Source organism: Spirosoma sp. KCTC 42546, from assembly GCF_006965485.1.
In the GTDB taxonomy this organism is placed as follows: Bacteria; Bacteroidota; Bacteroidia; order Cytophagales; family Spirosomataceae; genus Spirosoma.
Map to the genome: position 1 here is coordinate 608,680 of NZ_CP041360.1, position 12,584 is coordinate 621,263.

The 12,584-nt window shown below is 48.8% G+C and carries 13 protein-coding genes; 11 read left to right on the forward strand and 2 right to left on the reverse strand.

Features of this window, described 5'->3' with window-relative positions:
• The first annotated feature begins 201 nt into the window (after positions 1-201).
• From EXU85_RS02660 to EXU85_RS02710, 11 genes are all read left to right on the forward strand, one after another.
• Positions 202-2,574 carry an ATP-binding protein gene (locus EXU85_RS02660; RefSeq protein ID WP_246859407.1) on the forward strand — a complete coding sequence of 791 codons (2,373 nt, stop codon included), beginning with the start codon at positions 202-204 and terminating at the stop codon, positions 2,572-2,574.
• The gene (locus tag EXU85_RS02665; protein ID WP_142770589.1) at positions 2,571-4,085 is read left to right on the forward strand and encodes a sigma-54 dependent transcriptional regulator; all 1,515 of its coding nucleotides are present in this window, start codon (positions 2,571-2,573) and stop codon (positions 4,083-4,085) included. The genes EXU85_RS02660 and EXU85_RS02665 overlap by 4 nt, the downstream gene beginning before the upstream one ends.
• A gap of 226 nt (positions 4,086-4,311) precedes the next feature.
• The gene (locus EXU85_RS02670) at positions 4,312-5,097 is read left to right on the forward strand and encodes a hypothetical protein (RefSeq protein WP_142770590.1); all 786 of its coding nucleotides are present in this window, start codon (positions 4,312-4,314) and stop codon (positions 5,095-5,097) included.
• Positions 5,084-6,199: a hypothetical protein gene (locus EXU85_RS02675; RefSeq protein WP_142770591.1), complete on the forward strand. Its 1,116-nt coding sequence runs from the start codon at positions 5,084-5,086 to the stop codon at positions 6,197-6,199. Before EXU85_RS02670 ends, EXU85_RS02675 begins: the two co-directional genes overlap by 14 nt.
• 64 nt (positions 6,200-6,263) lie before the next feature.
• Positions 6,264-6,959: a phosphopantothenoylcysteine decarboxylase gene (locus EXU85_RS02680; protein WP_142770592.1), complete on the forward strand. Its 696-nt coding sequence runs from the start codon at positions 6,264-6,266 to the stop codon at positions 6,957-6,959.
• 26 nt (positions 6,960-6,985) lie between these two features.
• A complete protein-coding gene (msrB, locus tag EXU85_RS02685; protein WP_142770593.1) occupies positions 6,986-7,507 on the forward strand; it encodes a peptide-methionine (R)-S-oxide reductase MsrB in 522 nt (173 codons plus the stop codon).
• A 16-nt stretch (positions 7,508-7,523) separates the two neighbouring features.
• The gene (gene msrA / locus EXU85_RS02690) at positions 7,524-8,168 is read left to right on the forward strand and encodes a peptide-methionine (S)-S-oxide reductase MsrA (RefSeq protein ID WP_142770594.1); all 645 of its coding nucleotides are present in this window, start codon (positions 7,524-7,526) and stop codon (positions 8,166-8,168) included.
• Between the two features lie 82 nt (positions 8,169-8,250).
• Positions 8,251-9,045 carry a hypothetical protein gene (locus tag EXU85_RS02695; RefSeq protein WP_142770595.1) on the forward strand — a complete coding sequence of 265 codons (795 nt, stop codon included), beginning with the start codon at positions 8,251-8,253 and terminating at the stop codon, positions 9,043-9,045.
• A 4-nt stretch (positions 9,046-9,049) separates the two neighbouring features.
• Entirely contained in the window at positions 9,050-9,499 is a 450-nt protein-coding gene (locus EXU85_RS02700) for a DM13 domain-containing protein (RefSeq protein ID WP_142770596.1), read from the forward strand.
• 135 nt (positions 9,500-9,634) lie between these two features.
• Entirely contained in the window at positions 9,635-10,558 is a 924-nt protein-coding gene (locus EXU85_RS02705) for a hypothetical protein (protein WP_142770597.1), read from the forward strand.
• Positions 10,559-10,585: 27 nt separating this feature from the next.
• Complete coding sequence (locus tag EXU85_RS02710; RefSeq protein WP_142770598.1) at positions 10,586-10,993, forward strand: hypothetical protein; 408 nt, start codon at positions 10,586-10,588, stop codon at positions 10,991-10,993.
• Positions 10,994-11,098: 105 nt separating this feature from the next.
• Here EXU85_RS02710 and EXU85_RS35240 read toward each other — a convergent pair whose 3' ends face one another.
• Both EXU85_RS35240 and EXU85_RS02715 read right to left on the reverse strand, forming a co-directional pair.
• Positions 11,099-11,275: a hypothetical protein gene (locus EXU85_RS35240; protein ID WP_168207726.1), complete on the reverse strand. Its 177-nt coding sequence runs from the start codon at positions 11,273-11,275 to the stop codon at positions 11,099-11,101.
• 214 nt (positions 11,276-11,489) lie between these two features.
• Positions 11,490-12,350, reverse strand: a complete 861-nt coding sequence (locus tag EXU85_RS02715) for an AraC family transcriptional regulator (protein ID WP_142770599.1) — start codon at positions 12,348-12,350, stop codon at positions 11,490-11,492.
• Positions 12,351-12,584 lie beyond the last annotated feature (234 nt).

The window sequence follows — 12,584 nt, forward strand, 5'->3', positions numbered from 1 at the left end:
AGAGCTACAGAAATTTCCGATATTTCGTAAGCTTCACGAAATAGCAGAGGAAAACGTACTGCACTCCGGGCGGCCAATGGCCTACATGCTGGTAAAATCCCCTAATCCGACTCGTAGAGGCATTCGGAGCGGAAGGCGGCTTTTCGGAATGGGAATTGTACAGTAAAGAAGTGTGAACCAATGTGGTAATTTTTTGAAATCATGATGATAAACGCATCGGCTGGCATTCCCTATAACGTACTTCGCCTGTCGCATTTCACCGTCGAAAATGCGTTGGAGCCAATCCTGCTCTTCGACCGGCAGGGCCGGATTAATCGGGCGAATGCGGTTGCCTGTCAGTATCTGGGTTATTCGCCTTCGCAAATGAATGGGTTACACTTCAGCGATATTCATCCAACGTATGCCCAGACTCAGTACCTGGAGCTATGGCAGAGTCTCAAGCAACACCATACGCTGACTGTTGATTTACCGCAGGTACGGCAGGACGGCATCATCCGCCAGGCCGAGATTGGGATGAACTTTGTCCGGCTCGATGAGCAGGAGTTTTTGTGCTGTTTCGTGCGCGACGTCACCGAGCGTTCTCAACTGGATGATACCCTCCGTCGAATTTCGGAAGGGACTGCCTCCGACATCGGCATTGATTTTTTTCAGTCACTGGTGCAGCAACTAACCACCACACTCAACGTACAGTATGCCATCGTGACCGAGTGTGCCAATGTGGAGAAAACCCGTGTCCGAACGCTGGCATTTAGTGTAAACAGCAACCTGCACGAAAACATTGAGTACGATCTGGCCGGTACGCCCTGCTCCATCGTCATGAAAGACCGCGACTTTTATTTCCCCACCGACGTAGCCGCCAATTTCAGCCAGGGGGCTGGGGTCGACTCTTACATCGGGGTGCCCATTCACGATAAATCCGGCGAAGTAATTGGCCATCTGGCGGTGAGTGATTCCAGACCGATGGCTAACCACCATAAGTACATTGGCATCCTGCGAGTATTGGCGGCCCGGTCCGGCGCTGAAATCGGGCGAAAAGTGGCCGAAGAACGGCTGCTGCAAATACAGCAACAGCTAGAAGATACGGTAACCGCCCGAACGCTCGAACTGGCAACTGCTAAAGAAGAGGCTGAGGCTGCCAACCGGGCTAAAAGCGATTTTCTGGCTACGATGAGCCATGAGCTACGTACGCCACTCAATGGCATTCTAGGCTATACCCAGCTGTTCAAACGCGATCCGCAACTGTCGGAAAGTCAGCAAAAAGGCATTAAGATCATGCACGACTGTGCCGAAAGTTTGCTGTCGCTGATTAACGACGTACTGGACTTGTCGAAAATTGAAGCCCGGAAAATGGACGTATTATCGGAGGTTTTTTACCTGCCTGAACTCCTGCATAATCTGGCACAACAGACGCAGGTTCGGGCAGAGCAGAAAGGCCTCTCATTCGAGACTCAGTTATCCGGCAATTTGCCCGAATGGGTGGTGGGCGATGAACGGAAACTTCGTCAGGTTCTGCTCAATCTGTTGGGGAACGCCGTGAAATTTACGTCATCGGGCACCATCACATTCCGGGCTGACTGGAGTGCTGGTGATCGATCAAGCCATGCCGACAAAAGGGCATCATTACCTACGATTCGGTTTATGATTGAAGATACGGGGGTGGGCATTGCCAATGAACAGTTGGCCAGTATTTTTTTGCCGTTTCAGCAAATTCGCGAATCGATTGATTTTGTGGAAGGTACCGGTTTAGGACTATCTATTACCGATCAGTTGGTTCGGCTAATGAATGGCGACTTGTACGTATCCAGTCAGGCCGGGCGAGGTACGCAATTTCGGCTCTCGCTGGCCCTGCCAGAAGCTCCTTTACTTCCCAGGACGAATCGTGTAACCCAACGGTCTGAATCGATTTTGGGGTATGAAGGTCCTCGTAAAACGATTCTTGTTGCCGATGACGGTTACTCAACCTGCTCCATTGTAACCAGCTTACTGAGGCCCCTGGGCTTTACCATTATTGAAGCCAGTAATGGCCAGGAAGCTGTTAAACAGGCGATTCGGCATCGACCTGATCTGATTTTACTGGATCTGGTGATGCCTCATTTAGACGGTTTTGGTGCGCTGACAAAAATTCGGGCTAACCCGTCCACTGGCCAAACCAAAGTTGTAGCGTTCTCGGCACGGGTGTTTGAACAGGACAGGCACCAGAGCCAGCAGGCCGGTTTTGATGACTTTGTTCCTAAACCGGTTGATCTGGATGCGCTGCTAACCAAAATTGGCCACCACCTGAACCTGGTCTGGCAAACCCGCCCTGCTGCCCATGAATCACTGGTTTCGACAGCCAGTCTTAGTAGTCAGGAAACGAATACTACCCCTGCCCAATTACCCGAGATCGCGCAACTCGAAGCCTTATATAAATTAGCCAGTATGGGTGATATTCAGGGGATTCTGGCACAACTCACCACAATAGAGCGTGACAACCCAGCTTACCAATCCTTTGTAGACAACCTTCGCCAGGCGGCTGGGGAGTTCGATATGCGGAAGATTAGAAAATACCTTCAAGCCTGCTTACAATCGTTATGAACACGTTTATTGATATAGATGCTGCCAATTCAAGTAGGGATTCTTCCGGGTCAGCCCGTACAATTCTGATTGTGGACGACATGCCCAATAATATCAGTGTATTGTTCGAGACATTAACCCGATTTAACTACAAAGTCCTGGTTGCCCGCGATGGAAAAAGCGCGATCGAGCAGGCCGGACTAGCGCAACCCGACCTGATTCTGCTGGATGTTATGATGCCCGGCATGGATGGGTTCGAAACCTGCCGTCGGCTGAAGCAGCTTGCATCAACGCAGACTATTCCGGTGATTTTCATGACGGCACTCTCCGAAACGATTGATAAAGTCAACGGCTTCAATATGGGAGCGGTAGATTACATTACCAAACCATTTCAGCTTCAGGAAGTCCTCGCCCGTATCCACACGCACCTGACCCTGCGCCAACTGCAACGGGAACTCGAAGAAGCCAATGCCTTGCTGGAAAAGCGCGTCGCTGAACGAACGGAATCGTTGTCGAAAGCACTGGCCGAAGTGGAGCAGCTAAAGAATCAGCTACAGGCCGAGAATGCGTACCTGCGCGACGAGATTAAACAAACCCACAACTTCGAGGAAATCGTTAGCCAGAGTAAAGCATTTGGGAAAGTGCTTCGGCAGGTGGAACAGGTGGCCAATACCAGTACGTCGGTGCTGATTCTTGGCGAATCGGGTACCGGGAAGGAACTGTTGGCCCGAGCCGTCCATAATCGAAGCGGTCGGAAGAATCGGCCTTTAGTGAAGGTTAACTGTGCTGTATTACCGGCCACACTCATTGAAAGCGAGTTATTTGGGCACGAAAAAGGGGCCTTTACGGGTGCAACAAATCAGAAAATCGGGCGATTTGAACTGGCCGACGGTGGGACAATTTTTCTGGATGAAATCGGCGAATTACCCATCGAGTTACAGGCCAAGTTGCTTAGGGTATTACAGGAAGGAGAGTTTGAGCGGGTGGGTAGCAATAAAACCATCAAGGTCAATGTCCGGTTGATTGCGGCTACGAATCGTGACCTCGAAAAAGAAGTGGGCCAAGGTCGTTTTCGGGAAGATTTGTATTACCGACTCAATGTCTTTCCTATCCAGAGTTTGCCCCTCCGCGAACGTAAAGACGACATTCCGCTGTTGGTACGGCATTTTTGCATAAAGCATGGCCCCAGCATTGGCCGCCAGATTGACGTGATTCCGCAGGATGTACTCGACATCCTGATGGCCTATCATTGGCCGGGTAATGTTCGGGAGCTGGAAAACGTAGTAGAGCGTTCACTGATTATTTCGTCGGGCCGGAAACTGGATCTCGGCGACTGGTCGGGCCGGAAAAGTATGGGACCCGCCAAAGCTGGATTATTGACGATGGAAGACTGCGAACGGAACCACATCATATCCGTGCTGGAGTATACCCGCTGGAAAGTGAGTGGAGAGAACGGAGCCGCAAAAATCCTCGACATGATTCCCACCACGCTCGACTCCCGAATGAAAAAGTTAGGTATTCAGCGCCCATAAGCAAGTAACAAGATTAATGCCGTACACTACCCGTTGCCCCTCTATTCCATTGGCATCACGGGTAGGCAGTATTATCACGATTTACCGGAACAGTTACGATATTTCGTAACTGCGTTTTCTGGCATATCGTTAAAAATCAAATTAATGCTCTCATTAACAGGTAATTATATTTTTCAAAAAACTGGTACAAGGCTTGACTATATATGAGTAATCAAGAAGACGACTCATGTGTACCGCAACTTACCTACCCTTTGGCCCGAATGGCTTTATCCTGACCCACAGCCGGGATGAAAAAGCTATTCGTCCGGCTGCTCACCCTCCAGGAACAGTTAACATAGGTGAAACGGAGGTGACCTTCCCGCAGGACCCACAGGGACAGGGAACCTGGATTGCCTCGGGCCATCGTACTGGGTCATTCGTACAAACAGCCGTCTGCCTACTCAACGGCGGCTTTGTTTCCCATTTGCCCCAACCACCCTATCGACACAGCCGGGGCTTAGTTCCCCTACATTTTTTCACTTACCCGTCAATTGACGCTTTTGTTACGACCTATGATTTTAGTGGGATCGAGCCATTTACGCTGCTCATCGTTGAAGCAGGTGGACAGATGGGTCGCCGGTTGGTTGAACTTCGCTGGAATGGAAATCGGCTATTTATGCGCGAAAAAGATCCGGAGCAACCGAACATCTGGTCATCGGTAACGCTCTACAGTCCTGATGTAATTTGGAAACGGGAAGGCTGGTTCTGGGAGTGGTGTTACCACAATCCAAATCCACACGTAGACGATATCCGCCACTTTCACCAGTCTGCCGGAAGTGGCGATACCGAAAACGGCCTACTCATGAACCGCCAGGATGCCCTGCTAACGGTTAGCCTGACCAGCATTGTTCATCAGGATGAAGATGTAGCTCGGAAGGCCGATTGTCGGGCCAACCTACCGATGATTTACGAAGATTTTAGTCAAAATCCATTCAGTCAACAAATCATCAGCCAGTCGTATGCAACCGCTTAGTGCACCCCGGCAACGTTCCGATATCCGTACTTCAGCTCGTTTCCGGGAAATGTTGCTGCAGTATTTGCCCCAAATTCGGCTCGATAGCCCATTTTTCATTCGTCTGCGGCACTGGGAGTACTGGCCGTTTGAAGTCGTTTACCTGCCCATATTTTTTTACTATATCTGGTTGTCGATTAAAGCGCGTTCGTTGTTTTTCTTCTCGGCTTCGAATCCATTCATTGAAACCGGTGGCTTGTTGGGTGAATCAAAAGCCGGTATCCTGGATAGCATCAGTGATGAATTCAAGCCGATAACCCTGTTCGTCCCCGCCTTAACACCGATCTATTCAGTAGTTGATCAGGTACATGAGCGTGGGTTGACATACCCACTCATTGCCAAGCCTAACGTGGGCGAACGCGGCTGGCGAGTGGAGAAAATTGAGAGCCAGGGAGACTTAATCAACTACCTCCAAAGTAACTCCGTTGATTTTCTCATTCAGGAATATGTTGACGAACCGCTCGAATTGGGGGTCTTTTATTATCGAATGCCGGGGCAGGAACAAGGCGTCGTATCCTCTATCGTGCAGAAAGAATTTCTGGCTATACGGGGCAATGGTCGCGATTGTATAGAAAATCTAATCAGCCAAAACGAGCGAGCTATCCTTCAACTTCCCGCCCTGACCGCCAAATACGGCAATCGTTTTCACGAAATACTGCCCCCAGGCGAAACGCTCACGCTGGTATCCATCGGCAATCATTGTAAAGGGACCAAATTCCTGAATGCCAACCACCTGATTACGCCTGAACTGACTCGTGTATTCGACCATATTAGCCAATCCATCGACGGTTTCTACTTTGGTCGTTATGACCTGCGCTGCCGGAGTGTGGCCGATTTGTACGCGGGTAAGCACATTCGGATTCTGGAGTTGAATGGGGCCGGGGCAGAGCCAGCGCACATCTACCAGCCGGGCTTTTCGCTTTGGGAAGCCTACCGGGTACTGTTTCATCACTGGCGGGTACTGTATGACATCAGCCGCGAAAACCACCGCCGGGGGGTAGCTTATATGACACTTGACGCAGCGGTTCAGATTTGGAATCGTACCAGAAAGAATAAAATGTAAGAGGTTATTCGTTGGAAATTAAGTAGTTGTGAATACCATAGCGCCAATAATCTTATAACCAGAAATGAATTCGCTGTTTTCACCTGTCAATACAGATTTAACCGGCCTAACCGTCCTTCTGACGGCTGGCCCCACGCAGGAAGCCATTGACCCAGTGCGGTATATTAGTAACCATTCGACCGGCAAAATGGGCTATGCGCTGGCCGAGGTACTGGCCGAACGCGGGGCGCGGGTTACTCTTGTGAGTGGGCCTACAAATCAGACTACGCAACATCCGGCCATTACAGTTGTGCATGTTCGATCGGCGGCTGAGATGTATGCCGCCTGCCTTCATCACTTCCCCAGGGTTAGGCTTACCGTATTGGCCGCAGCCGTTGCAGATTACACACCGAAGGTGGTTGCCAACCAAAAAATCAAGAAGAAGGAGGCCGAATTTCGCCTGGAACTCGTCAAGACGGTGGACATTGCGGCCAGCCTGGGTCAGCAAAAACGGGAGAACCAGTTTATGGTTGGTTTCGCCCTGGAAACCGATAATGAACTAGCGAATGCCCAGGCGAAACTGGTTAGCAAAAATTTAGACCTCATTGTGCTTAACTCGCTTAGAGATAAGGGAGCAGCCTTCGGTCATGATACGAACCAGATAACCCTTATCCATCGAAACGGTGCCATTCACCGATTCGGGTTGAAATCAAAGCGGGCCGTCGCTTGTGACATCGCCGATCAACTAAGCACGACATTACTAGTACCTGAATCCATATAGACAATTCATCAAAAACACAGATAACCATGAATCGACAATCAATTTTTCAGAGCATAGCTGGGTTACTACTCATCGGTTCCACTGCGCTTGCACTAGCCGCTTTCGGGCCAACAAGTCATCGTAATGTCATCGAAAAGCCATCGCTCCGGGCGAATCCACGCCGGGTAGAAAAAACGGAAGCAGAGTGGAAGAAAATACTAACCCCCGACCAGTTTGCTGTAACGCGAAAACAAGGTACCGAACGACCCTACAGCAGCCCCCTGGCCAGCAACCACGAACACGGTACCTATCGCTGCATTTGCTGCCACGAACCACTGTTTAGTTCGGATACCAAATTTGAGTCGGGAACGGGCTGGCCAAGTTTCTACACCCCACTCCATAAAAACGTCATAAAAGACCTTACCGACGCTAGTCACGGTATGGTTCGGACAGAAGTACAATGTGCGGTGTGTGATGCCCATTTGGGTCACGTTTTTGAGGATGGGCCTGCACCAACTGGCCTGCGTTACTGCATGAACGGGGTAGCCTTAGAATTTATCAAAAAATAGTAAACGAACAGAGATCATGCGATTTAGTCAAATTTTCATACTCGGATTCTGGCTGTTGACGAGCTGTACACAGGCCCAGGATTTAGACACGACACCTGCCCGCTTACCCAAACTAAAACCCGGTGAGGCTGTGGCTACGTTTGCTGGAGGTTGTTTTTGGGCGCAGGAAGAAGGTTTCAACCAGCTTAAGGGTGTTCGGGAGGTTGTTTCGGGTTATTCAGGAGGCAATGTTCCCAACCCGACCTATCAGGAGGTAGGTACTGATGTGACGGGGCATGCCGAATCTGTGCAGGTATATTATGACCCGACGGTGATTAGTTACCGCGATTTGCTTGATGCGTTCTTCGCCGGGCACGACCCAACGACACTCAACCGACAAGGCCCTGATGTAGGACGAGATTATCGTTCGGTAGCGTTTTATCGTACACCTGCCGAAAAACAGGAAATTCTTGCAGCTATCCAACGGGTTAATGCGTCAAAGCACTACGACAATCCGGTTGTAACGGAGGTAGTGCCGTTCAATGTGTTTTATCCTGCCGAAAAATACCATCAGCACTACTGCCAGTTGCACCCAAACCAGCCTTATATCCAGCACGTATCGCTACCCAAGGTAGAAAAGCTGCGCCATGCTATGAAGGGCAAATTGAAACGGGAAGGTTAGTGGGTTACTAATTGGCACCTGTGTTTTTGTCATTCCGAGAAACGAGGAATGACAAAAACACAGGTAACTAAACACCATTTCTATGAATGAATTAAATCAAGCTGATAAAACGCTGCACAGTCTGGCCCAATTGATTGCCCTGACGGGTATGCAGTGGCTGCCTATCCTTGCCGATGACAGCCAAACGAATATGGCCTGGAACAGCAAACTACACCGGCTGGAGGGCCGACCGTTTGTTTGTAAGGGTCAGCAAGTTCGATTGGTCATCAATACAACAACGTTTACATTCTACTTTGTAGATGACCTCGAACAGGTTTTGGCTTCATTTTTACCTGAAAACAGAACCCCCGTTGATGCGGCTGCCTGGTGGAAACATCAGATGCAGACATGGGGGATTTCTGAAATTCGGGCAGTAAACTACCAGTTGGATCAAGACCCTGTTGACCCTCAAACCGTCTACAAGCCAACGGGATTGACCGAATGGACTACGTGGCGAACGATAGCGAATACCGCCTTGCAGCAATTGAATGGGTGGAGTGGTCGAGCGAGCGAAGTCAGGATTTGGCCGCATCACTTCGATACAGGCATTTACTACTCACAAACGGATGCCAACGGCCAGGAGAAAGCCGCCATTTGGGCGGGCTATGCCATTGCCGATGCCCTGTGCAATGAGCCTTATTTTTACCTGTCGGGCTACAACAGTATGCAACCCATCGACTTCGCCAGTGCACCAGCTCTATCGGTAGGTGAGTGGCGAACTACGTCGGATTGGAACGGAGCACTGCTGCCAATCTCAGCCAGTAAGAATGCCGAATCCATTGCCGTATTCTTTCAGGAAAGTTATAGCTGGCTTGATAAGCAACTGTTAAACAGGTAAAACTATGAAACAAATACTGTCGCTCAGCTTTTTGCTGGCCTTGTTAGGTAGTGGATGCGTAAAAGACAAAGATCTGGTTCCATTAGGAAGCGCAGGAACACCCGTTAGCGTTGTTGATCCGGCCCAGACATTCGACAAAACCGGACAGCAATTGCATGCTTCGGGAACGTTTCAGAATGGTGTTCACACGGTGAGTGGAACGGTAAAGCTCTATGAACGTAACGGCAAACAAACGCTGGTATTTGAAGGATTTCGGAGTGACACCGGCCCCGACTTACGTATCTATTTAGCCACCGATACGCAAGCGAGTAGCTTTACAGAAGTCAGTATGCTAACCGCTACCGGCAACTTTTTTGTAGACGTCCCGGCGGGTGTTTCGCTCAGCCAACAGCGATTCGTGCTCATCTGGTGTAAACGATTTGCCGTGCATTTTGGGAATGCAGAGCTGAAGTGAACTACCTATATAGTAGAGATTAAACACAGAGAACACTGAGCCAAAACAGAGATGCACAGAGAACATAGAAAAACGCTAAGCACGCTGTATACCAACTTTTTTGATCCGTTGGAACTACCCTTTAAAAAACAACCGATGAAAAACCGTACTACGATTTATCTGGCTACAGCCCTGCTACTTTTGGTAAGCAAACTACCCGCTCTTGCGCAGGGCTGTAGCGATGCTGGCTTTTGCACCATTGGCAGCCTTAAACAGCATGGGCCAACGGACAACAAGGGACAAAAAATTACTCTGTTGCTGCCCGTTGGCCTTGGCGACGAAGCGGTTTTTGTATTTGCGCCCGGCATTCAATACGACAATCAACTGTCGGCCAAGTGGGCCATTCAGGCAAAGCTGACGGGTAATTATGCAAGTGGTAATTTAGGCAGTGCTACAGGCCCAGGGGATATTTTTCTGTCGAGTACCTACTCGATCCCCACCAAAGCCAAATGGGCAACCTCGTTGACCCTTGGTACGAAACTCCCCCTGGATCGGGGAAATCTGAAAGCCAATGGGCAGCCGCTGCCAATGCAATATCAGAGCAGTTTAGGGACCGTCGATTTGATAACGGGGCTTTCGGTAAGTAATAGCAAATGGCAATTTTCGGCAGGCTGGCAGCAACCACTCACCGGGGTCAATGACAATGCATTCTTACCCGGTTCGAGTCCAAAGCCTGAAGCGCCTGCTTACCCACCCTCCAACCAATTTAATCGTAAGGCCGACGTATTGGCACGAGTTGCTTACACCTGGGCGATTACTGATCAGTTGAGTCTGAATGGTGGATTGCTAGGCATTTATCACCTGGGCGAAGATGGGTATACAGATGCAGGCGGAAAACAACTATACATTGCTGGCTCACAGGGCCTTACCCTGAACGCAACGATTGCAGCCTGGTGGACGGTTAACCCAAAAATGCGGATTGGTTTTACGGCGGGTACTCCACTGGTAACCCGTGAAGTTCGGCCGGATGGTCTTACCCGAAGTATTGTTTTTGCCCCTGAAATTAGCTGGCTTTTCTAAGCAAGTTTATTCGTCTTCACGAAAAGAATGTCACTTCTTACCCGCCTAATAACCGCTACGCTGGTAAGCGGGTTGACCATTATTGCCCATGCGCAGCCAGATAGCCTAAGCCAACCGGGGCTCAAACGTAATGTGCCACTAAATGAGCAGCGTGATGTACTGGGTGTAGCTCGTAAGCTACTCCCATTTTTGCACCTGAAAAACGAGGCCGATGCGGTTACGTTGCCTGTCTGTCGTATGTTCGTCTGGGTATTACCCGAAGGAGGCTATTCCCTGCAAACCCGACTTTTGGTCGAAATTCAGGGCAACATCGCCTATCGACGTCCGGGGGCTAATGTGTCGACGATTATTCCGGCCGTAGCCTACTCGCAGAATCACCAGCTCTTTTTTGCTACCCGACTCAATAGCTGGACACGTAACAATCGTTTCAACTAGGTGGACGATGTTCGGCTGTAAAAATAGCCTCAGGCTACATTGACAGTATGAGAATTCGGGGCGAGGCTAGAGACAAGGCCGTTTTAGAGGTCGCAATTTTCTGTATCAGGAAGCCGAATACCGATTCCCTATTGCCCGAAACCGACTTCTGGGTGGGGTTTTATTTGTCAATAACCAGATAGCCGCTGAAGCACTCACCAATCGGCTCGGCCCAATCGCTCCTGGTGTGGGGGCGGGACTTCGCCTAACGACCAATAAATTCTCCCGCCTAAATCTGGCCATTGATTATGGCTTCGGATTAAATGGCTCGCAGGGCTTTTTCTTCAACTTCGGCGAGTTTTTCTGACTGTCTTGTCCTGGAATTTATTGGGACATTTTCGTGGACGATTTTTTATAACCCGCATTGAAACCAGCCGATTCTGCAAGCAACTATGAGCGGATTCAGGCTATGTCAACCACCAGTGTCATCTCATGTCTTCATAAATACAATGACAGTTTATCCTGTAAAAAATCGACTCTTGTATTCTTTGGGCGTAATTCCTTTAACATTCTTAAAATGCCTGTAAAAATTAGAGGGATTTTCAAATCCACTGTCCAAGGCTATATTCGCTATTGTAAAGTCCGTTTTAATAAGTAGTCGGCAGGCGTGGCTAAGGCGTACTTCCGTCAGAAAATCAAAGTATGATTTATTAGACATCATTTTAAAATAACGGCAAAACGAAGTAACGCTCAGGTTTGTCAGCTTTGCCACGTCGTCAATCAGAATTTTATTTCTGAAATTTTGTAAGGTGAAGGAAAGCACCTTTTCCATTCTATTGCCATCATGCTGATTGAATTTGGTGTATTGCACACTATTCGATAACATCTCATACTCGCTGCTTTCCAGTAAAATGACGTAGATTCTGAGCAAGTAAACCACTTTATTCAAGCCCGACTCCCGTATCATTCGCCACATCAGTCGTTTAATTTTCTCTTTCGAATTCCCTTTGATGAGCAGTCCATTTTTGGCTTGTTCAAAGAGTTTCGAAATTCCTTGTGTTTCGTACACGTTAAGAAATTCCTTCCCCAGACAATCAGGATGAAAGTGAAGCACTAACGCTTCCACATGATAATTCGAAGAACATGGATTGTTACACTTCCAAGTATGAGGCACATTGGAGCCCATAAGAATCATATCATCCTGCTGGAAGTTGCCAATACTATCGCCCACGAAACGAATACCTTCACCCTTTATCAGATAATGAAGCTCGATCTCAGGATGATAATGCCAGATAGAGCCAAACTGGGGCACTCTATCATGACGAATACTGAACGCATTGTCTAAAGGCTTGGGAACTATATGAAGTTTAGGCACCATGTTTATTGATGGCTGCGGTTATGTACGAAATTATAGATATTCTATTAAATTTTTAAGTAATATGATAATATGTTGGATAAGTTGGAAAAATTCAATGAATTCATTCCAATGTGAAGAGTTCAATCTTTGCACTGTACGAAGTAACAAGGAAAGATGGAACGTAACTATGCCTTACTGGTCTGTAGTGGAGATCTCAGGCCGTCAGCTAACCTTACGTGTTGGCCGATGCAGCAA

Excerpts from the sequence above, each read along its gene's own strand:
- EXU85_RS02660 (WP_246859407.1), top strand. The coding sequence starts at position 202 with ATGATGATAAACGCATCGGCTGGCATTCCCTATAACGTACTTCGCCTG.
- EXU85_RS02665 (WP_142770589.1), top strand. The coding sequence starts at position 2,571 with ATGAACACGTTTATTGATATAGATGCTGCCAATTCAAGTAGGGATTCT.
- EXU85_RS02670 (WP_142770590.1), top strand. The coding sequence starts at position 4,312 with ATGTGTACCGCAACTTACCTACCCTTTGGCCCGAATGGCTTTATCCTG.
- EXU85_RS02675 (WP_142770591.1), top strand. The coding sequence starts at position 5,084 with ATGCAACCGCTTAGTGCACCCCGGCAACGTTCCGATATCCGTACTTCA.
- EXU85_RS02680 (WP_142770592.1), top strand. The coding sequence starts at position 6,264 with ATGAATTCGCTGTTTTCACCTGTCAATACAGATTTAACCGGCCTAACC.
- msrB (WP_142770593.1), top strand. The coding sequence starts at position 6,986 with ATGAATCGACAATCAATTTTTCAGAGCATAGCTGGGTTACTACTCATC.
- msrA (WP_142770594.1), top strand. The coding sequence starts at position 7,524 with ATGCGATTTAGTCAAATTTTCATACTCGGATTCTGGCTGTTGACGAGC.
- EXU85_RS02695 (WP_142770595.1), top strand. The coding sequence starts at position 8,251 with ATGAATGAATTAAATCAAGCTGATAAAACGCTGCACAGTCTGGCCCAA.
- EXU85_RS02700 (WP_142770596.1), top strand. The coding sequence starts at position 9,050 with ATGAAACAAATACTGTCGCTCAGCTTTTTGCTGGCCTTGTTAGGTAGT.
- EXU85_RS02705 (WP_142770597.1), top strand. The coding sequence starts at position 9,635 with ATGAAAAACCGTACTACGATTTATCTGGCTACAGCCCTGCTACTTTTG.
- EXU85_RS02710 (WP_142770598.1), top strand. The coding sequence starts at position 10,586 with ATGTCACTTCTTACCCGCCTAATAACCGCTACGCTGGTAAGCGGGTTG.
- EXU85_RS35240 (WP_168207726.1), bottom strand. The coding sequence starts at position 11,275 with ATGGCCAGATTTAGGCGGGAGAATTTATTGGTCGTTAGGCGAAGTCCC.
- EXU85_RS02715 (WP_142770599.1), bottom strand. The coding sequence starts at position 12,350 with ATGGTGCCTAAACTTCATATAGTTCCCAAGCCTTTAGACAATGCGTTC.